Below are 18651 nucleotides of genomic sequence, written 5' to 3' on the forward strand. Positions count from 1 at the left end.
CTTGCCCGTGGAGGTTCCGCTATGCCTATTGGCGCTTTCACCGAATATATGGACGTGGCGCAGGTCGTGCTCTACGTCTTCTGGTTCTTCTTCTTTGCCTTGATCCTGTACCTCCGGCGCGAAGACCGTCGCGAGGGTTACCCGCTCGAAGCCGATACCACCGGCAAGCTGGAGAACACCGGCTGGGTGTGGATTCCGCCGGCGAAGACCTTCAAGCTGTTCCATGGCGGCGAAACCCAGGCCCCGGACTTCAAGCGCGACACCCGTCCGCTGAAGGCCAAGCGCATGGCGCCGTGGTCCGGCGCGCCGTATGAGCCGACCGGCACCAACCCGCTGCTCGACTGCATCGGCCCGTCCGCCTATGCGGATCGCGTGGACGTTCCCGAGCTCGACCTCCACAGCAAGCCCAAGATCGTGCCGATGCGCACGGCCAAGGACTTCACCATGGAGAAGAACAGCCCGGATCCCCGCGGCATGAAAGTCGTCGGCAACGACGGCGCCGTGGTCGGCACCATCTCCGACCTGTGGGTCGATGGTCCGGAAATCATGGTCCGTTACTACGAGGTCGAACTGGCCGGCGCCGGCGAGACCAAGAAGCGCGTTCTGCTGCCCGTCAACTTCGCTCACGTCGCGAAGAAGAAGGGGCAGGTCGAAGTGGCGGCCATCCCGGGCAAGCTGTTCGCCCAGGTTCCGGTGACCAAGAAGCCGGACCAGGTGACCATGCTCGAGGAAGAGAAGATCAGCGCCTACTACGGCGGCGGCTTCCTCCTCGCCTCGTAAGGGTTCGCCCGGGCCGAGCCGGACCCGTCCGGTGGGTCGGTTCCGGCCGGGTCGATCCGATTCGAGGAACAGCGGCATCGTCTCGCGGAACGGCTCGCCCGTTCCGCGGGCGCCGTGTGTTCTTGTGTCCGGCGCCGGGAGCGTGTAGGTCCACCCGCAGGGCGCGGACCGGCCCAGCGAGGCCGCCGCCGACCGACGCCCTGATCATCCGACGCGACAGTCCAAGACGCGAGGGTCCGTATCGTGCATGACGATTTCGCCTTCGAGCCCATCCCCGGGCTCCCGGAGGTCCCGCCCGAGGGAGAGCGGGTGCTCTGGCAGGGCAAACCCCGCTGGTGGAGCCTGGCCAAGCGGCTGTTCAAGCTGCCCTGGATCGCCGGGTATTTCGCCATCCTCGCGCTGTGGGGCGGTGTCTCCTCCCAGTACGACGGCGAGCCCCTGGGCACCGTGGTTTCGGCCGGGCTCGGCCCGCTGATCGCGGGCGGCGTGGTCATCGGCCTGCTCGTGGCCGTCGGCTACTGGATCCAGGCGACGACCATCTACACCGTCACCAGCGAGCGGGTCATCATCCGCTTCGGGCTGGCGGTCCAGATGACCGTGAACCTGCCGTTCCGCGTGATCCAGGAAGCGCAGTTGACCGTTCGGCGCGACGGGACCGGCGACATCCCGTTGGTCCTGATGCCGGACGAGAAGGTCTCCTCTCTGATGCTGTGGCCCCATATCCGGCCCTGGCACTGGCGCCACACTCAACCCATGCTCCGGGCCATCGCCGTGCCCGAGGCCGTGGCCCGCACGCTCGCCCAGGCGCTGGCCGATCATGCCCAGCGCACCGGGGGCGCCGATGTCGCCACCGTCGGGCCCGCCGCCGGCCTGGAGGACGGGGGCGCGCCGACCCTGGTCAAGGCGTCGGTCAAGGCGTCCGGCTGAGGCGGCCCCGATGCGCCCACGTCGCCCCCGTTTCCCCGTGCCTTCCCGTCATTCCGCCACCGCCGGCCGGCCGCCTCGGGGCGTCCGGTCGCGCGGGTCGCGCCGGTGCTCCCGGTGCGTCCGACCCCACCGGAGCCTCCGCCCGTGACCGACCGCCCCGCGCACGACCTGAGCCCACCCAAGCCGCTGCTCTACGCCATCTTCGCCATGGTGCTGCTGACCATGGGGCTGGTGGGCGTGACCCAGCTTCTGGGATTGAACGAGGACGGTGCGGATGGCCCACCCCCGGTGGAGGTCGCAAACTTGGTGCTGACGGAGGCCACGCCGGTGCAGGATCTTGCGGGGGAACCGGCGCAGCCCGCCCCGGCGGCGGACGCGCCCGGGAATGCCGAGCGCATGGCCGCCGAGGCGCGGGCCCACACCCAGGAGGGCGCGGGCAAGGTGACCGTGCGCCGGCTGGAGGACGGGGAAGTCATCACCGTTCTGGAAGGCAGCGAGAGCGGCTTCGTGCGCGGCCTGATGCGCAGCCTGGGGCGCCAGCGCGACGTGGACGGGGTGCCGAAGGACGCGCCCTACCGCATTTCCCGCTGGCCGGACGGCTCGCTGACGTTCGACGACCCCGCCACGGGCGAGCGCATCGCCGTGCGGGCCTTCGGCCCGGACAACCGTCAACAGGTGGCCGATCTGTTGCGGATGGCCAACGAGCGGCCGGCGGGTGCTGGCGAATCGCCTCAAGAGGCGGCAGAATAGGGACTGAGACCAGCGGCGGATGAGGTCATCTCACCCGCCATGCCGCACCATCCCTCTCCCCCACCCGACCACCCCAATGATACTGTCGTGGGTGGCCGGGTGGGGGAGCGGGCCGGCTGCGGACTCCAACGGTCCTCGTCGGATGCCGTTGGCATGACCCGCACCCTCGCACCCGATCCGGAGGCAGGAGACCGCCGTCTTGGCCGAGTATGCCCTACCCATCCTTCACGCCGTGTTCGTCTGGTGGTTCGCCACCGGCGTGATCCTGTATCTGGACGGCCTGCCGACCCGGACCTTCAAGTGGTCCATGCTGGCGGCCACCGTCATTTTCGGCGGAGCGCTGTACGGGCTGCACACCAGCGCCGGGGATGCCTCGGTGTCCGGCGCCTATGCCGCGTTCACCTACGGACTGCTGGCCTGGGGCTGGCAGGAAATCAGCTTCTACATGGGCTACGTCACGGGTACCCGGCGGCATGCCTGCCGCGAGGGCTGCCGGGGCTGGCCCCATTTCTGGCATGCGGTGCAGACCAGCCTTTACCACGAGATCTCCATCATCGTGACGCTGGCCGCCATATTGGTGCTGACCTGGAATCAGCCGAACCACGTGGCGCTGTGGACCTATGTGGCGCTGTGGTGGATGCACGAAAGTGCCCGCCTGAACGTGTTCCTGGGCGTGCGCAATCTCAACGAGGAATTCCTGCCCGACCACATGGAATTCCTGAAGAGCTTCTTCAACAACCGCCAGCAGATGAACCTGCTGTTCCCGGTGTCGGTGACGCTCTCCACCATCGTGACCGTGCTGCTGGCCCAGGCGGCCCTGGCGCCGGACGCCACCGACTTCGAGGTGGTGGCCTACACCTTCGTCGCCACCATGATGACCCTGGCCATCCTGGAACACTGGTTCCTGGTGCTGCCGCTGCCGGCCGCCGCCCTGTGGAACTGGTCGTTGCGCTCGCGCACGCCGCAGACCCCGGCGGTGAAGGTGGAGATCCTGGCCGGCTTCATGGGCGCGGGGAAAACCACGGTGCTGCGGCGTCGGCTCGCCGAGGCCCCGGCCGACAGCCGCGTGCTGGCGCTGGTGCACGATTGCGGCGTGCTGGCGGGCGACGGCACCCTGGTGCGCGGCCCGGACGGGGACAAGGTGACGCTGCCCGACGGCCACGTCTGCTTCGGCCTGCGCGAGGATCTGGCGCACCAGTTCAAGGAATCCCTGGCCGCCACCAAGCCCGATCAGGTGCTGATCGAGCCCAGCGGCATCGCCGACATCGGCGTGCTGACCCACGTGCTCAACCGCGCCGACATCCGGCCGTCGATCAAGGGCATCCGGTTTTCCGTGGTGATCGACGCCAGCGCCTTCATGGCGGACTACGCCCGGTTGCCGGACTTCCTGCGCGCCCAGGTGCAGGCCAGCGGCCGGGGCGAGACCCGCCGCGACGAGCCGCCGCCCACGACCTTCATCATCAACAAGGCCGATCTGGTGCCCGCATCGGAACTGGCCGCGCTGACCAGCACCCTGCAGGCCCTGAACCCGGCCGCGCGCATCGTCACGGCCGTGCACGGGGTGTCGGAGGACGCGGCCGCCGCGCCCCCCGCCAAAGACCGCGCCGCCGCGTCCGCGCCGACGATGGCGGCGCGCGCGGCCGAGACCGCGGGGGCCATGGTGCATCACCACCATCACCACCACCACCACTATCATGCCGGCGTGCCGCCCGAGTCGCTCCCGGATCTGGATGCCCTGATGGCCGAAGGCGGCGGGGCCGAGGGCGGGGCCGGCGGCGCATCGGCCGGGGGTGGGCCGGCCGAGGTGATCGTGCTGGACCTGCGCGCCTGGAGCGCCGATCTCTCCGGCCGCCTGGACCCGGACGGGCTGCGCGCCCTGCTGGACGAGGCGGCGCGGGGGGGCTTCGGCACCGTGGACCGGCTGAACGGCATCGCCCGCGTGGGCGACGGCTGGGTGCGCTTCCGCATCGTCGAGGGCCGTCCCAGCGTCGCCGACCTGGACCCGGGTCCCGACGCGGGCGATCCGGAAGCCCGGGTGGTCGCCGTCGGCAGCGCCCTGGACGGCGCCCGCCTGCGGCAGGCGTTCGAGGGCTGCGCCAGCCGCGCCTGATCCGCCCCCCTGTCTTGACCGTATCCGGCAGGTCCGCGACAAGATGTCGTCCGCGACGCCGCGCCTCCGTTTGACCCGAGACCCGCAGGACCTTCCTCTCATGTGCGATGCCCAGGACCGCGCCGCCGGCGCCATTCCCTGCCAGGACTGCGCCACCCATGCGCCCGATCTCTCCCCTGGCATGGCGGCGCCCGCGCCCGCCCACGGGGCGGCGGACGATGTGGCCCGGATCGGGCCGAACAGCATCATCCGCATGGCGGAGGCGCTGACCGCCGCCGTCGGCCAGGCGGATACCGCGGACCTGTTCGCCGAGGCGGGCCTGTCCCATCATCTGGCCGTGCCGCCCGACTCGATGGTCCCGGCGGCGGACGTCACCGCGCTCCACCGGGTGCTGCGCGCCCGCCTGGACCGGGCCACCATGGTCGCGGTCAGCCGCCGCGCCGGCGAGGCCACGGGCGATTATCTGCTGGCCCACCGCATCCCGAAGCCGGCCCAGGTCGTGCTGAAGCTGCTGCCGCCGGTGCCGGCCGCGCGCATCCTCATCAAGGCCATGGGCAAGCACGCCTGGACCTTCGCCGGCGCCGGCCGGTTCGAGGGCCACGCCGGCCGCCCCACCCGGCTGGTGATCGCGGGCGGGCCGATCCAGGCCGCCGTGCCCGGCGCCGGGATCGCCGTGTGCGATTACTACGCCGCCACCTTCGAGCGCCTGTTCCGCGAACTGGTCGCCCGCAAGGCGACGGTCCGAGAGGTCGCCTGCGAGGCCGCCGGAGGGACGGCCTGCACCTTCGAGGTGGTGTGGTAGGGTTGATCGGTCTTTCCCGTTTCCGGAGTCCCTGACCGCGATGGATGCCCAGACCCCCTACGCCCGTCTCAAGACCCGCTTCGCCCGCCTGACCCATCTGGAGGATGCCGCCGGCATGCTCCATTGGGACCTGTCCACGGTCATGCCGGAGGGCGGGGCGGAGGCTCGCGCGGCCCAGCTCGCCACCCTGAAGACCGTCAGTCACGACCTGCTGACGGCCCCCGAGGTGGGCGACCTGCTGGACGCGGCCGACGCGGACGAGGCCCCCGCCCTGGACGGCTGGGACCGGGCCAATCTGTCCGCCATGCGCCGCCAGTGGCGGCACGCCACGGCCCTGTCCACCGCGCTGGTGGAGGCGCACTCCCGCGCCTGCTCCGCCTGCGAGATGGCATGGCGCGGCGCGCGGGCGGCGGACGACTTCGCGGCCGTGCGCGACCGGCTGGCCACCGTGCTCGACCTGACGCGCGAGATTGCCGCCGCCAAGGCCGAGGCGCTGGGCCGCTCGCCCTACGACGCCCTGCTCGACGAATACGAACCCGGCGGCTCGGAAGCGGAGATCGCCCCGCTGTTCGACGATCTGGCGGCGGAACTGCCCGCGATCCTGGACGATGCGCTGGCGGCCCAGGCCGCCGACCCGGCGTCGGCCCTGCCGCCCGGACCGTTTCCGGCCGACAAACAGCGCGCCCTGGCGCGCCGCCTGATGGAGCGCATCGGCTTCGACTTCCGTCACGGCCGGCTGGACGAGAGCCTGCATCCCTTCTGCGGCGGGGTGCCGGACGATGTGCGCCTCACCACCCGCTACGACGAGGCCGACTTCACCAGCGCCCTCATGGGCGTGCTGCACGAGACCGGCCATGCGCTCTATGAGCGGGGCCTGCCGGCCGCGTGGCGGGACCAGCCCGTGGGCCGGGCGCTGGGCATGAGTGTGCACGAGAGTCAGAGCCTGCTCATGGAAATGCAGGCCTGCCGGTCGCGGGCGTTCCTCACGTTCGCCGCCCCCCTGATGGCGGAGGCGTTCGGGGCTCGCCCGGGCGATCCGGGCTGGGATGCTGAGACGCTGTACCGCCGCAACACGCGGGTGGAGCCGGGGTTAATCCGGGTGGACGCGGACGAAGTGACCTATCCGGCCCACGTCATCCTGCGCTTCCGGCTGGAACGCGCCCTGCTGTCCGGGGATCTGGCGCTGGACGACCTGCCCGGCGCGTGGCGCGACGGCATGCGCGATCTGCTGGGGGTGACGGTGCCCGACGACCGCACGGGCTGCCTGCAGGACATCCATTGGTATGACGGGGCCATCGGGTATTTCCCGACCTACACCCTGGGCGCCATGACCGCCGCGCAGCTTTTCGCGGCCGCGGTGGCCGCCGTGCCCTCCATTCCCGACGATCTGGCCCGGGGCGACTTCGCGCCCCTGCTGGGCTGGCTGCGGACCCAGGTCCACGGTCTGGGCCAGAGCGTCACCGCGCGCGAGATGCTGGAGCGCGCCACCGGCCGTCCGCTGGACGCCGCCGTGTTCACCGCCCACCTGCGGCGGCGGTACGTGGAGCGGGTGGGGTAGAGCGCGCCCGTCATTTCAACAGCATCGACTTTTATGGCGACGTGATAGCGATCCGCTATCACGTCATCACGATTCCCAATTTGATCGCGCGCCTCCTCTGTTCGAGAGTGTAACGAGAACAGACCAAAGGGACGCGGCTTCGATCTCCAGGACGGGTGCCACACCACCAAAAAAGGGGTGTCATCCTGACGGAGCGGCGCGACCGAAGGATCTCGGGCCGGGGCGTGCATCGGCCGACCGTGAGTCATGCCTCCTCGCGAGATCCTTCGCCGCTGTCAGCGGCTCAGGATGACCCGAAAGAGGCAGCGGAAGTCGGACCCTCTTGCGGTTGGGTGAAGACCCAAAGAGCGCCCCTGAACGGCGCCGGACGGGGAGGACAGGGCATGAGCGCTTCGCCTTGGGCGGAGGACCGCGCGCGCGCGATCCTGGCCGCGTACGCGGAGATGCCGGGCGCGCTGCTGCCGATGCTGCACGCGCTGCAGGACGAATTCGGCTGCATCGACGAAGACGCGGTGCCGCTGCTGGCGGACACGCTCAACCTGTCGCGGGCCGAGGTCCACGGCGTCGTCACCTTCTATCATGATTTCCGCCGCACCCGGCCGGGGCGCCACGTGGTCAAGGTCTGCCGCGCCGAGGCCTGTCAGGCGGTCGGCGCCGAGTCCCTGCTGGACCATGTGAAGCGGTCGTTGTCGGTGGACGCGGGCGGCACCACGGCCGACGGCGCGGTCTCGCTGCAGGTGGTCTATTGCCTGGGCAACTGTGCGCTGGGACCGGCGGTGATGATCGACGATGTCCCGCACGGCCGCGTGTCGTCCGCCCGGTTCAATGCGTTGACGGACGCGCTCCGGGCGGAGGCCGAGGCCGGCCGGACGGGGGGTGAACCCTCGTCCGAACCTGTTCCGGGCGGGTGTGCACCACCCGCCCGGCATGGGGCGGGGAGCCCGACGCCATGACCGCCGCCGCCCTCCGCGTCTTCGTGCCCCGCGATTCCGCCGCCCTGTCCGTGGGCGCGGATGAGGTGGCCGCCGCCATCCAGGCCGAAGCCACCCGGCGCGGCGTGGCCCTGACGCTCGTCCGCCCCGGCTCGCGCGGCATGCTCTGGCTGGAACCGCTGGTCGAGGTGGAGAGACCGGACGGCACCCGCCATGCTTTCGGTCCCGTGACGCCGGAGGATGTGCCGGCCCTGTTCGACGCCGGCTTCCCCGCGCCCGACACGGCCCATCTCCTGGCCTTGGGCCCGACCGACCAGATCCCGTACCTGAAGGACCAGCAGCGCATCACCTTCAGCCGCTGCGGGGTCATCGACCCCCTGTCCGTGGACGACTACCGGGACCACGGCGGGTTCGAAGGGGTGACCCGCGCGTTGGCGATGCCGCCCGAGGACATCTGCCGGGCGGTCACGGACAGCGGCCTGCGCGGGCGCGGCGGCGCGGGCTTCCCGGCCGGGATCAAGTGGGACACGGTCCGAAAGGCCCCCGGACCCGTCAAAACCATCTGCTGCAACGCCGACGAGGGCGACAGCGGCACCTTCGCCGACCGCATGCTGATGGAGGGCGATCCCTTCCTTCTGATCGAGGGCATGGTGATCGCCGGGCTGGCCGTGGGCGCGGCCGAGGGGTTCGTCTACATCCGCTCGGAATACCCGCACGCCATCGCCACCATGCGCGCCGCCATCGGGCGCGCCGAACAGGCGGGCTGGCTGGGCGACTCCCTTCAGGGCACGGACCAGCGCTTTCACCTGCAGGTGCGGGTCGGGGCGGGCGCCTACATCTGCGGCGAGGAAACCGCGATGCTGGAGAGCCTGGAGGGTCGGCGGGGGCAGGTCCGGGCCAAGCCGCCGCTGCCCGCGCTGGAGGGGCTGTTCGGCACGCCCACCGTGGTCAACAACGTGCTGACCCTGGCCGCCGTGCCCACCATCCTGGCCCGGGGCGGGGACTACTACGCCACGTTCGGGGTCGGGCGCTCGCGCGGAACCCAGCCGTTCCAGCTTGCGGGAAACGTCAAGCGCGGCGGGCTGGTCGAGGTGCCGTTCGGCATCTCGCTGCACGACCTGGTCTACCGCTTCGGTGGCGGTACCGCGTCCGGCCGCCCGGTCCGCGCCGTGCAGGTGGGCGGACCGCTGGGCGCGTACCTGCCGGAGTCCCTGTTCCACCTGCCCCAGGACTACGAGGCCTTCGCCGCCGTGGGCGCGATGGTCGGCCACGGCGGGATCGTGGTGTTCGACGACACCGTGGACATGGCGGCCATGGCCCGCTTCGCCATGGCGTTTTGCGCCATCGAGAGTTGCGGCAAGTGCACGCCGTGCCGCATCGGCAGCCAGCGCGGGGTGGAGGTGATCGACCGCATCGTGGCGGGCATCGACCGCGACGCCAACCTGGCGCTGCTCGACGACCTGTGCGCGGTGATGGCCGAGGGCTCACTGTGCGCCATGGGCGGCCTGACGCCGCAGCCGGTGCAGAGCGCGCTGCGGCACTTCCCGGAGGATTTCGACCGCCCGCCCCTGGGCGCGGCGGCGGAGTAGGGCGGGGCAACCCGCCGTCACTGTGAGGTCAAACGCCATGACCCTGACCCGCCAGATCGACCACGGCACCCCGGCCGTCCGGAGCGACACCCTGGTCTCGCTGACCATCGACGGCCGGGCCGTCACCGTGCCCGAGGGCACCTCGGTGATGCGCGCCGCGTCCGAGGCCGGCATCTCGATCCCCAAGCTCTGCGCCACCGACAGCGTGAAGGCGTTCGGCTCCTGCCGCCTGTGTCTGGTGGAGATCGAGGGCCGCAAGGGCACGCCATCGTCCTGCACCACCCCGGTGGCCGAGGGCATGGCGGTCTCGACCCAGACTCCGCGTCTGGCGAAACTGCGCCGGGGCGTGATGGAACTCTATATCTCCGACCATCCGCTGGACTGCCTGACCTGTGCCGCGAACGGCGACTGCGAGTTGCAGGACATGGCCGGGGCGGTTGGCCTGCGCGCGGTCCGGTACGGATACGACGGCGCCAACCACCGCGCGGCCGACACGGACACCAGCACACCCTATTTCACCTATGATCCCAGCAAGTGCATCGTCTGTTCGCGGTGTGTGCGCGCCTGCGAGGAGGTGCAGGGCACCTTCGCCCTGACCATCGAGGGACGGGGGTTCGACTCCCGGGTTTCGCCGGGGGCAGGCGAGTCGTTCCTGGACAGCGAATGCGTCTCCTGCGGTGCCTGCGTCGCGGCCTGCCCCACCGCCACGCTGACGGAAAACAGCGTCATCGAGCACGGCCACGGCGAGCATGCCGTCTCCACCACCTGCGCCTATTGCGGCGTCGGCTGCTCGTTCCGCGCCGAGATGCAGGGCGAGACCGTGGTGCGCATGGTGCCGGAGAAGACCGGCGGCGCCAACGAAGGCCATAGCTGCGTGAAGGGCCGGTTCGCCTTCGGCTACGCCACCCACCCGGACCGGGTGACCACGCCCCTGATCCGCGACAGCATCGCCGACGACTGGCGCCCGGTGTCGTGGGACGAGGCCATCAGGTTCGCCGCCGGGCGGCTCAAGGCCATCCAGGCCGAACACGGCCGCGACGCCATCGGCGGCATCACCTCGTCGCGCTGCACGAATGAAGAGGTGTTCGCGGTCCAGAAGATGATCCGCGCCGCCTTCGGGAGCAACAATGTGGACACCTGCGCCCGGGTCTGCCATTCGCCCACCGGCTACGGCCTGAAGCAGACCTTCGGCACCTCGGCCGGCACCCAGGATTTCCGCAGCGTCGAGGACGCCGACGTGGTGCTGGTGATCGGCGCCAACCCCACCGACGGCCACCCGGTGTTCGCCTCGCGCATGAAAAAGCGCCTGCGGGCGGGGGCGACGCTGATCGTCGCCGACCCGCGCCGCATCGACCTGGTGCGCAGCCCGCACATCGAGGCCGCCCACCACCTGCCGCTGCGGCCGGGCAGCAACGTGGCCCTGGTCAACGCCATGGCCCATGTGGTCATGACCGAGGGCCTGGAGGACCGCGCGTTCATCGAAGACCGCTGCGAGGCCGACAGCTTCGCCGACTGGGCCGCCTTCATCCGCCAGCCCCAGAACGCGCCCGAGGCGCTGGAGGGCATCATCGGCGTGCCGGCCGCGGACATCCGCGCCGCCGCCCGCCTCTACGCCACCGGGGGCAACGCCGCCATCTACTACGGTCTGGGCGTGACCGAGCACAGTCAGGGCTCGACCATGGTCATGGGGATGGCCAATCTGGCCATGGCGACCGGCAACATCGGTCGCCGGGGCGTGGGCGTGAATCCCCTGCGCGGTCAGAACAACGTGCAGGGGTCCTGCGACATGGGCTCGTTCCCGCACGAGTTCAGCGGCTACCGCCCGGTCTCGGACGATGCCGTGCGTCAGCAGTTCGAGGCGCTGTGGGGCGTCGGCCTCCAGGGCGCCCCCGGCCTGCGGATCCCGAACATGCTGGACGCGGCGGTTGCGGGCACCTTCAAGGGCATGTTCATCCAGGGCGAGGACATCGCCCAGTCCGACCCCAACACGCGGCACGTTCACGCCGCCCTGCGCGCCATGGACTGCGTGGTGGTGATGGACCTGTTCCTGAACGAGACCGCCGCGTTCGCCCATGTGTTCCTGCCGGGGACGTCGTTCCTGGAAAAGGATGGCACCTTCACCAACGCCGAACGGCGCATCAACCGGGTGCGCCCGGCCATGCGCCCGAAGACGGGCAAACACGAATGGCAAGCGGTCTGCGACCTGGCCACCGCGATGGGGTGCCCCATGCACTACGACCACCCCGGCCAGATCATGGACGAGATCGCCGCCCTGACGCCCACCTTCGCCGGGGTCTCGTTCGCGCGGCTGGACCGGCTGGGCAGCGTGCAATGGCCCTGCAATGACGCCGCGCCCGAGGGCACGCCGATCATGCACGCCGACGGCTTCGTGCGCGGCAAGGGCCGGTTCATCGTCACGGACTTCGTGGCGACCGAGGAGCGGACGACCCGCGCCTTCCCGCTGATCCTGACCACCGGGCGGATCCTGACCCAGTACAACGTGGGCGCCCAGACGCGGCGGACGGCGAACGTGGTCTGGCATGCCGAGGACGTGTTGGAGATCCACCCCCATGACGCCGAGGTGCGCGGGATCGCGGAGGGCGACCGGGTGTCCCTGGCCAGCCGCATGGGGGCCACCAGCCTGCGCGCGACCCTGACGACGCGGGTGCCGCCGGGCGTGGTCTACACCACCTTCCACCACCCGGTGACGGGGGCGAACGTGGTGACCACCGACCTGGGCGACTGGGCCACCGACTGCCCGGAATACAAGGTCACGGCGGTGCAGGTGACCCTTGCCAACGCTTCGCCGGCTCCTGTGGCGGCGGAGTAGGGCGGGCATGCGCAGGGGCCGGACGGCAAACGCTCGACGGGGCGCGGTCGGGGCGCTATGCAGGCGCCATCATGACCGAGACCGACCCCCTCGATATTTTCCTGGTGACCCTGCCGGGCCTGGAGGACGCCCTTCTGGCCGAGGCCCGGGCGCTGGATTTCCGCGACGCCGCCTCTGTGCCGGGTGGCGTGACCCTCCGGGGCGGCTGGCCCGAGGCCTGGCGCGCCAACCTGATGCTGCGCGGCGCCAGCCGGGTGCTGGTGCGCGTGGCGTCGTTCCGGGCGTTCCACCTGGCGCAGCTCGACAAGCGGGCGCGCCGCGTGGACTGGGCCGCGCTGCTGCGCCCGGACGTCCCGGTGCGGGTGGAGGCGGCGTGCAAGGGCTCGCGCATCTATCACGACCGGGCGGCCGCCCAGCGCATCGCCCGCGCCATCCAGGACGGCGCGGGGGCGCCGGTTTCGGCCGAGGCCGAGGTGGTCGTGAAGGCGCGCATCCAGGGCGACGTCTGCACGATCAGCCTGGACACCTCGGGCGAGGGCCTGCACAAGCGCGGCCACAAGGAAGCGGTGGGCAAGGCCCCGATGCGCGAGACCCTCGCGGCCCTGTTCCTGCGCCAGTGCGGCTACGACGGGCGCGAGCCCGTGGTGGACCCCATGTGCGGGTCGGGGACCTTCGTGATCGAGGCGGCGGAGATCGCCGCCGGTCTGCGGCCGGGCCGGTCGCGGCGGTTCGCGTTCGAGCATCTGGCGACGTTCGATGCCGGGGCCTTCGCGGCGATCAAGGGCCCGGCTCCGGCCCCTGTGGGCGCGGCCCAGCCGGTGGCGTTCGGCTTCGACCGGGACGCCGGGGCCATCGCCATGAGCCGTCAGAACGCGGCCCGCGCAGGCGTGGAGGCGCTGACCGCGTTCGGCGAGCAGGCCATCAGCGACCTGACGCCGCCGGAGGGACCGCCGGGGCTGGTGATCGTCAATCCGCCCTACGGCACCCGCATCGGCGACAGCAAGGGCCTGGTGCCGCTCTACGGGGCGCTCGGGCGCACGTTGCGGGATCGGTTCGCGGGGTGGCGGGTGGGCCTCGTCACCAGCGAGCCGTCGCTGGCCAAGGCCACCGGGCTGCCCTTCGCGCCCCCCGGCCCGCCGGTGCCGCATGGCGGGGTCCGGATCCGGTTGTACGCCACGGGAGCCCTTTGATTTTTTTGTTCGGCGAGGAAACGGATGGATCCGGTTCCTCGCCTCCGCCGCTTCGCGGCGCCGGCGCGGTCGCGCCGGTCGGCCGACGAATAGGATTACCCCTTTCGTCGGTCGGTAAAGCGCATGGCCTGTTGTCTCAGACGGGATCAGCGCCATGACCCACGGTCGTCTGCATGGCGCGACGGGCGCGACCGGGGCGGTGGACTGGGACCTGCCGGACGAGGCGGCCGTGGCCTTCGTCTACAACGGCGATCCGTTCGCGGTGATGATGGCGACCCCGGCGGACCTGGAGGACTTCGCGCTCGGCTTTTCGCTGGCCGAGGGCATCATCCCGCGCGCGGATGCCCTGCTGCTGACCAAGGTCCGGCAACAGCCCGAAGGCTGGGAGGTGTGTCTCGCCGTCGATGAGGACCGCGCCGACCTGTCGCGTCTCGCCGGCCGGCGGGGGCTGGAGGGGCGCGGCGGCTGCGGCCTGTGTGGGGTGGAATCGCTGGCCCAGGCGGCGCGGGCGCTGCCCCGGGTGCCGCCCGTGCCCCCGGGTGTCACGCCGGCGGCCATTGCGCGGGCGTTCCAGGCGCTGCCGGAGCACCAGCCGTTGAACGCGCGCACCCGGTCCGTCCATGGTGCTGCGTTCTGCGACCCCCAAGGGCGCATCCTGCTGGCGCGGGAGGACGTGGGCCGTCATTCCGCGCTGGACAAGCTGATCGGGGCCATGGCCCGCGCGGGCCTGTCGGCGGGGTCGGGCTTCGTCGTGCTGACCAGCCGGTGCGGGGTGGAACTGGTGCAGAAGGCCGCGTTCGCGGGTGTGCCGCTGCTGGCCACGCTGTCCGCGCCCACGGCGCTGGCACTTCAGGCGGCGCAGGGCGCTGGTCTGACCCTGGCGGCGCGGGCCCGCCCGGACGGGGTGGTGATGTTCGATATCCCCCCTACCCGATGATATCGAGCAGCGTCTCCTGCATGTCGTCGGCGGTGCGGATGACGCTGGCCGCGCCCTCGTAGGCGCGGGAGGCCACGGTCATTTCGACGAACTCCCGGGCCAGGTCCACGTTGGGCATGGCATCGGTGCCGCCCCGACCGTCGGCGACGGCGGTATAGGCCGGATCGACGGGCTGACGGGTGGCCTGCACGCCGCCGCGCTCCAGCGAGACCGGCGAGACGCGCTGGGGGGTATAGCCCGTGTAGCCTTCGGGCTTCGCCGTCGGGTCGAGGGGCGTGCGGTTGCTGGCGTTGGCGATGTTGTCGGCGGCGACCGCCACGCGGGTTTCGTTCATGCGCAGCGCGGATACGCCGATGGACAGGGCGTCGATGGCCATGGGTCGGAGTCCTTCCGTTCCGTCACCGTTCCCAAGGTACACGCCCGAACGTCCTCCCGCCATCCCGACGATGGGCATAGCGGCGGTGCGTCGGGCGGCTCACTCCGGCACGTCGGTCAGATCCAGGCGGCGGTCGATGCGGTCGATCTGAGCCTGCATCAGTACCCCGGCTTCGGCGTCGGTGGCCATGTCCTGGCGGATGCGGTTCAGAGAGTGCTCGATCCGACTCAGACGGAAGGCATGCTCTTTCAGCGTTTCCTGGACGCCATCGATTTTCGCATCCATGCGCCGCAAATACACGAGCACCGAGTTTTCCGGATCATCGGCCATGTGTCTCTCCCGGGCGGCCTGATCGGACGCCCTCGACTGGACTTGCTCCACTATATGTGAAATCCACGGCGGATCGCAAACCGCCGCCCGGTTCCGCCGCCCGCCATGACCGACCCCGTTTCGCCCCTCGTCCTTCTCGCCGGTCCCACGGCCAGCGGCAAGTCGCGGCTTGCGCTGGCATTGGCCGAGCGGCTGGACGGCACCGTCATCAACGCGGACAGCGCCCAGGTTTACCGAGACCTGCGCATTGTCAGCGCCCGACCCTCGGAGCACGACGAGGCCCGGGCGCCGCACCGTCTGTATGGCGTGCTGGACGGTGGCGACGTGTGCTCGGCGGCGCGCTGGGCCGACATGGCCGCCGCCGAGGTGCATGCCGCCTGGACCGCCGGGCGTCTGCCGCTGGTGGTGGGCGGGACGGGGTTGTACATGCAGGCGCTGACCGAGGGCCTGGCGGCGATCCCCGACATTCCGCCGGACGTGCGCGCGGCGGCCCGCGCCCGGCTGGCGGCGCGCGGCACCGCCGCGTTTCATGCCGAGCTGGCGGCGCGGGACCCCGAGATGGCGGCGCGGCTGGACCCGGGCAACTCCCAGCGCCTCGCCCGCGCCTGGGAGGTGCTGGAGGCCACCGGCCGATCGCTGGCGTGGTGGCAGCGGCAACCGCCGGCCCCGCCGCCGCTGCGGGCGCGGACCCTGACCGTGGTCCTGGACCCGCCGCGCGATGCCCTCAACGCGGTGATCGACGCCCGGGTGGAGGCGATGCGCGCCGCCGGCGCCCTCGACGAGGTGGCGGCGCTGCTGGCCCGCCGCCTGCCGCCGGACCGGCCGGTGATGAGGGCGGTGGGCGTGCCGCACCTGGCGGCGCATCTGCGGGGGGATCTGACCCTGCCGGAGGCCGTCGCCCGCATGCAGGCGGCGACCCGCCAGTACGCCAAGCGCCAGCGGACCTGGTTGCGGCACCGCACACAGGCCGATGTCGTTGCGCAACCGATTGATCCCGCGCAATTTTCGGAAAGCCTGTTCGAGGAAACCTTTGCAAACGTTCGCCGGTTTTTGTTGACCCCCTAGGGGTCTGGCACTACGGTGTCGCTCCCCGCGCGGCCGGCTCCCCCGGCGAGCGCGGCGGTTCCGTTCGCGAGGCGGGGCCGGCTCGATTCCCGAACAGGATGCGCACCATGTCTGAACAGCTCTCCGGCGCCGAGATCATCCTCAAGGCCCTCGTCGATCAGGGCGTTGACGTCATTTTCGGGTATCCGGGCGGCGCCGTACTGCCGCTTTACGACGCGCTGTTCAAGCAGAACCGCATCCGCCACGTGCTGTGCCGCCACGAGCAGGGCGCGGTTCACATGGCGGAAGGCTACGCCCGCTCCACCGGCAAGGTGGGCGTGGTGCTGGTGACCTCCGGCCCGGGGGCGACCAACGCGGTCACCGGCCTGACGGACGCGCTGATGGACTCGGTCCCGGTCGTCTGCCTGACCGGGCAGGTGCCCACCTTCCTGATCGGCAACGACGCCTTCCAGGAGGCCGACACCACCGGCATCACCCGCCAGTGCACCAAGCACAACTATCTGGTCAAGGACTCGGACAAGCTGGCGCGCACCATCCACGAGGCCTTCCTGGTCGCCGCCACCGGCCGGCCCGGTCCGGTGGTCGTGGACCTGCCCAAGGACATCCTGATGGGCAAGGCCCCCTACATCCCGGCCAGCCGCGTCAAGCACCGCTCGTACAAGCCGCAGGTGAAGGCCGACATCAAGGCCATCGAACAGGCCGTGGAGCTGATGGGCAAGGCCCAGCGGCCGGTGTTCTACATCGGCGGCGGCGTGGTCAACTCCGGCCCCAATGCCTGCAAGCTGCTGACCAGCTTCGTGCGCTCGACCGGCTTCCCCATCACCAGCACGCTGATGGGCCTGGGCGCCTATCCGGCGTCGGACCAGCAGTTCCTGGGCATGCTGGGGATGCACGGCACCTACGAAGCCAACATGACCATGCACGACTGCGACCTGATGATCTGCATCGGGGCGCGCTTCGATGACCGGGTGACGGGGCGGCTGGATGCCTTCGCGCCGGGGTCGAAGAAGATTCACGTCGATATCGACCCGTCGTCGATCAACAAGAACGTGGCGGTGGACGTGCCCATCGTCGGCGACGTCGCCCACGTGATCGAGGACATGATCCGCGTCTGGAAGGCGAAGCAGGTCCGGCCCGCCCAGAAGGCCATCGCCGCCTGGTGGAGCACCATCGACGGCTGGAAGGCGCGCAACTGCCTCGCCTACAAGGCCACCGACAGCACCATCAAGCCGCAGCAGGCCATCCAGCGCCTGTACGCGCTGGCCAAGGACCGGGATACCTACATCACCACCGAGGTGGGCCAGCACCAGATGTGGGCGGCCCAGTTCTACAAGTTCGAGGAGCCGAACCGCTGGATGACCTCCGGCGGCCTGGGCACCATGGGCTATGGGCTGCCGGCCGCGCTGGGCGTGCAGGTGGCGCATCCGGACTCGCTGGTGGTGGACATCTCCGGCGAGGCCTCGTTCATGATGAACATGCAGGAGATGGGCACCGCCGCCCAGTACCGCCTGCCGATCAAGGTCATGATCCTGAACAACCAGTACATGGGCATGGTGCGCCAGTGGCAGGAACTGCTGCACGGCAGCCGCTATTCCGAAAGCTACAGCGACGCCCTGCCGGACTTCGTCAAGCTGGCGGACAGCTTCGGCTGGCTGGGCCTGACGGTGGACAGTCCGGCCGACCTGGATTCCGCGATCCAGACCATGATCGACTCCGACAAGCCGGTGCTGCTGGACGTGCACGTGGACCCGTCCGAGAACTGCTACCCCATGATCCCGTCGGGGGCCGCCCACAACCACATGCTGATGGGACCGGAGGACGGCGCGGGGGCCGGCGTCTCCGATCACGGCATGGTGCTGGTCTGATCCCGCGCGGGGGGCGCGCGGGACAGCGGCCCTCCCGCGGGTGGGCCGCCTTCCTTCCCAGGACAATGAAAAGAACCCGGACATGTCGCACATGATGACCCAGCAGGACATTCGCACCCATACCATTGCCGTCCTGGTGGACAACGAGGCGGGCGTGCTGGCGCGCGTCATCGGGCTGTTCTCCGGCCGGGGCTACAACATCGAAAGCCTGACCGTGGCCGAGGTGGACACGGCCGAGCACCTGTCGCGCATCACGCTGGTGACCTCGGGCACCCCCATGGTGATCGAGCAGATCAAGGCCCAGCTCGGCCGGCTGGTGCCCGTGCGCATGGTCGCCGACCTGACGGTGGAGGGCCCGGCGGTCAGCCGCGAACTGGCCCTGCTGAAGGTGGTCGGCACCGGCGAGAAGCGCGTGGAATCCCTGCGCATCGCCGACATCTTCCGCGCCAATGTGGTGGACAGCACCAACGAATCGTTCGTGTTCGAGATCGTGGGCAAGACCGACAAGCTCGACGCCTTCATCAAGCTGATGGAGCCGCTCGGTCTGGCCGAGATCAGCCGCACGGGTGTCGCCGCCATCGCGCGCGGCAAGGACCCGCTGCTCTGATCC

General features: G+C 70.7%; 16 protein-coding genes. 14 read left to right on the forward strand and 2 right to left on the reverse strand.

Features of this window, described 5'->3' with window-relative positions; all coding sequences use genetic code 11:
• The first annotated feature begins 21 nt into the window (after positions 1-21).
• The 11 genes from puhA to fdhD all read left to right on the forward strand — a co-directional run bounded on the left by puhA (position 22) and on the right by fdhD (position 14405).
• Positions 22-780 (forward strand): photosynthetic reaction center subunit H, encoded by a 759-nt coding sequence (puhA, locus tag GHC57_RS00350; protein ID WP_153339959.1) that lies wholly within the window; start codon positions 22-24, stop codon positions 778-780.
• A 243-nt stretch (positions 781-1023) separates the two neighbouring features.
• Positions 1024-1707 carry a photosynthetic complex putative assembly protein PuhB gene (puhB, locus tag GHC57_RS20190; protein WP_153339961.1) on the forward strand — a complete coding sequence of 228 codons (684 nt, stop codon included), beginning with the start codon at positions 1024-1026 and terminating at the stop codon, positions 1705-1707.
• A gap of 144 nt (positions 1708-1851) precedes the next feature.
• Entirely contained in the window at positions 1852-2457 is a 606-nt protein-coding gene (gene puhC, locus GHC57_RS20365) for a photosynthetic complex assembly protein PuhC (protein WP_153339963.1), read from the forward strand.
• A gap of 199 nt (positions 2458-2656) precedes the next feature.
• Entirely contained in the window at positions 2657-4567 is a 1911-nt protein-coding gene (gene puhE / locus GHC57_RS00365) for a putative photosynthetic complex assembly protein PuhE (RefSeq protein ID WP_153339965.1), read from the forward strand.
• A gap of 100 nt (positions 4568-4667) precedes the next feature.
• Positions 4668-5369, forward strand: a complete 702-nt coding sequence (gene bchJ / locus GHC57_RS00370) for a bacteriochlorophyll 4-vinyl reductase (RefSeq protein ID WP_170294589.1) — start codon at positions 4668-4670, stop codon at positions 5367-5369.
• A 40-nt stretch (positions 5370-5409) separates the two neighbouring features.
• Positions 5410-6927 (forward strand): carboxypeptidase M32, encoded by a 1518-nt coding sequence (locus GHC57_RS00375; protein ID WP_153339966.1) that lies wholly within the window; start codon positions 5410-5412, stop codon positions 6925-6927.
• 383 nt (positions 6928-7310) lie between these two features.
• Positions 7311-7880: a formate dehydrogenase subunit gamma gene (locus tag GHC57_RS00380; protein ID WP_153339968.1), complete on the forward strand. Its 570-nt coding sequence runs from the start codon at positions 7311-7313 to the stop codon at positions 7878-7880.
• Complete coding sequence (locus tag GHC57_RS00385; RefSeq protein WP_153339970.1) at positions 7877-9448, forward strand: formate dehydrogenase beta subunit; 1572 nt, start codon at positions 7877-7879, stop codon at positions 9446-9448. Before GHC57_RS00380 ends, GHC57_RS00385 begins: the two co-directional genes overlap by 4 nt.
• Before the next feature lie 37 nt (positions 9449-9485).
• On the forward strand, positions 9486-12278 hold the full coding sequence (gene fdhF, locus GHC57_RS00390; protein WP_153339972.1) for a formate dehydrogenase subunit alpha: 2793 nt from the start codon (positions 9486-9488) through the stop codon (positions 12276-12278).
• A gap of 71 nt (positions 12279-12349) precedes the next feature.
• Positions 12350-13468: a THUMP domain-containing class I SAM-dependent RNA methyltransferase gene (locus GHC57_RS00395; RefSeq protein ID WP_153339974.1), complete on the forward strand. Its 1119-nt coding sequence runs from the start codon at positions 12350-12352 to the stop codon at positions 13466-13468.
• 154 nt (positions 13469-13622) lie between these two features.
• Positions 13623-14405: a formate dehydrogenase accessory sulfurtransferase FdhD gene (fdhD, locus tag GHC57_RS00400; protein WP_153339976.1), complete on the forward strand. Its 783-nt coding sequence runs from the start codon at positions 13623-13625 to the stop codon at positions 14403-14405.
• On the opposite strand, the gene GHC57_RS00405 is transcribed toward fdhD, so the two are convergent.
• Both GHC57_RS00405 and GHC57_RS00410 read right to left on the reverse strand, forming a co-directional pair.
• Positions 14395-14781, reverse strand: coding sequence for a flagellar basal body rod protein FlgC (locus GHC57_RS00405; protein WP_153339978.1), 387 nt, complete (start codon positions 14779-14781; stop codon positions 14395-14397). The genes fdhD and GHC57_RS00405 overlap by 11 nt on opposite strands.
• Before the next feature lie 99 nt (positions 14782-14880).
• Positions 14881-15111, reverse strand: coding sequence for a hypothetical protein (locus tag GHC57_RS00410; RefSeq protein WP_153339980.1), 231 nt, complete (start codon positions 15109-15111; stop codon positions 14881-14883).
• A 105-nt stretch (positions 15112-15216) separates the two neighbouring features.
• Here GHC57_RS00410 and miaA point away from each other — a divergent pair, with 105 nt between their 5' ends.
• The 3 genes from miaA to ilvN all read left to right on the forward strand — a co-directional run bounded on the left by miaA (position 15217) and on the right by ilvN (position 18648).
• Positions 15217-16176, forward strand: a complete 960-nt coding sequence (gene miaA, locus GHC57_RS00415; RefSeq protein WP_153339982.1) for a tRNA (adenosine(37)-N6)-dimethylallyltransferase MiaA — start codon at positions 15217-15219, stop codon at positions 16174-16176.
• A gap of 107 nt (positions 16177-16283) precedes the next feature.
• A complete protein-coding gene (locus GHC57_RS00420; protein ID WP_153339984.1) occupies positions 16284-18041 on the forward strand; it encodes an acetolactate synthase 3 large subunit in 1758 nt (585 codons plus the stop codon).
• 82 nt (positions 18042-18123) lie between these two features.
• The gene (gene ilvN / locus GHC57_RS00425) at positions 18124-18648 is read left to right on the forward strand and encodes an acetolactate synthase small subunit (protein ID WP_153339986.1); all 525 of its coding nucleotides are present in this window, start codon (positions 18124-18126) and stop codon (positions 18646-18648) included.
• Positions 18649-18651 lie beyond the last annotated feature (3 nt).

It is taken from the genome of Roseospira navarrensis (assembly GCF_009601025.1).
Lineage (GTDB): Bacteria > Pseudomonadota > Alphaproteobacteria > Rhodospirillales > Rhodospirillaceae > Rhodospira > Rhodospira navarrensis.

Coding starts and splice junctions, on each gene's coding strand:
- GHC57_RS00405 (WP_153339978.1), bottom strand. CDS start 14,781: ATGGCCATCGACGCCCTGTCCATCGGCGTATCCGCGCTGCGCATGAAC.
- GHC57_RS00385 (WP_153339970.1), top strand. CDS start 7,877: ATGACCGCCGCCGCCCTCCGCGTCTTCGTGCCCCGCGATTCCGCCGCC.
- fdhF (WP_153339972.1), top strand. CDS start 9,486: ATGACCCTGACCCGCCAGATCGACCACGGCACCCCGGCCGTCCGGAGC.
- GHC57_RS00410 (WP_153339980.1), bottom strand. CDS start 15,111: ATGGCCGATGATCCGGAAAACTCGGTGCTCGTGTATTTGCGGCGCATG.
- ilvN (WP_153339986.1), top strand. CDS start 18,124: ATGTCGCACATGATGACCCAGCAGGACATTCGCACCCATACCATTGCC.
- fdhD (WP_153339976.1), top strand. CDS start 13,623: ATGACCCACGGTCGTCTGCATGGCGCGACGGGCGCGACCGGGGCGGTG.
- bchJ (WP_170294589.1), top strand. CDS start 4,668: ATGTGCGATGCCCAGGACCGCGCCGCCGGCGCCATTCCCTGCCAGGAC.
- GHC57_RS00375 (WP_153339966.1), top strand. CDS start 5,410: ATGGATGCCCAGACCCCCTACGCCCGTCTCAAGACCCGCTTCGCCCGC.
- GHC57_RS00395 (WP_153339974.1), top strand. CDS start 12,350: ATGACCGAGACCGACCCCCTCGATATTTTCCTGGTGACCCTGCCGGGC.
- GHC57_RS00380 (WP_153339968.1), top strand. CDS start 7,311: ATGAGCGCTTCGCCTTGGGCGGAGGACCGCGCGCGCGCGATCCTGGCC.
- puhA (WP_153339959.1), top strand. CDS start 22: ATGCCTATTGGCGCTTTCACCGAATATATGGACGTGGCGCAGGTCGTG.
- miaA (WP_153339982.1), top strand. CDS start 15,217: ATGACCGACCCCGTTTCGCCCCTCGTCCTTCTCGCCGGTCCCACGGCC.
- GHC57_RS00420 (WP_153339984.1), top strand. CDS start 16,284: ATGTCTGAACAGCTCTCCGGCGCCGAGATCATCCTCAAGGCCCTCGTC.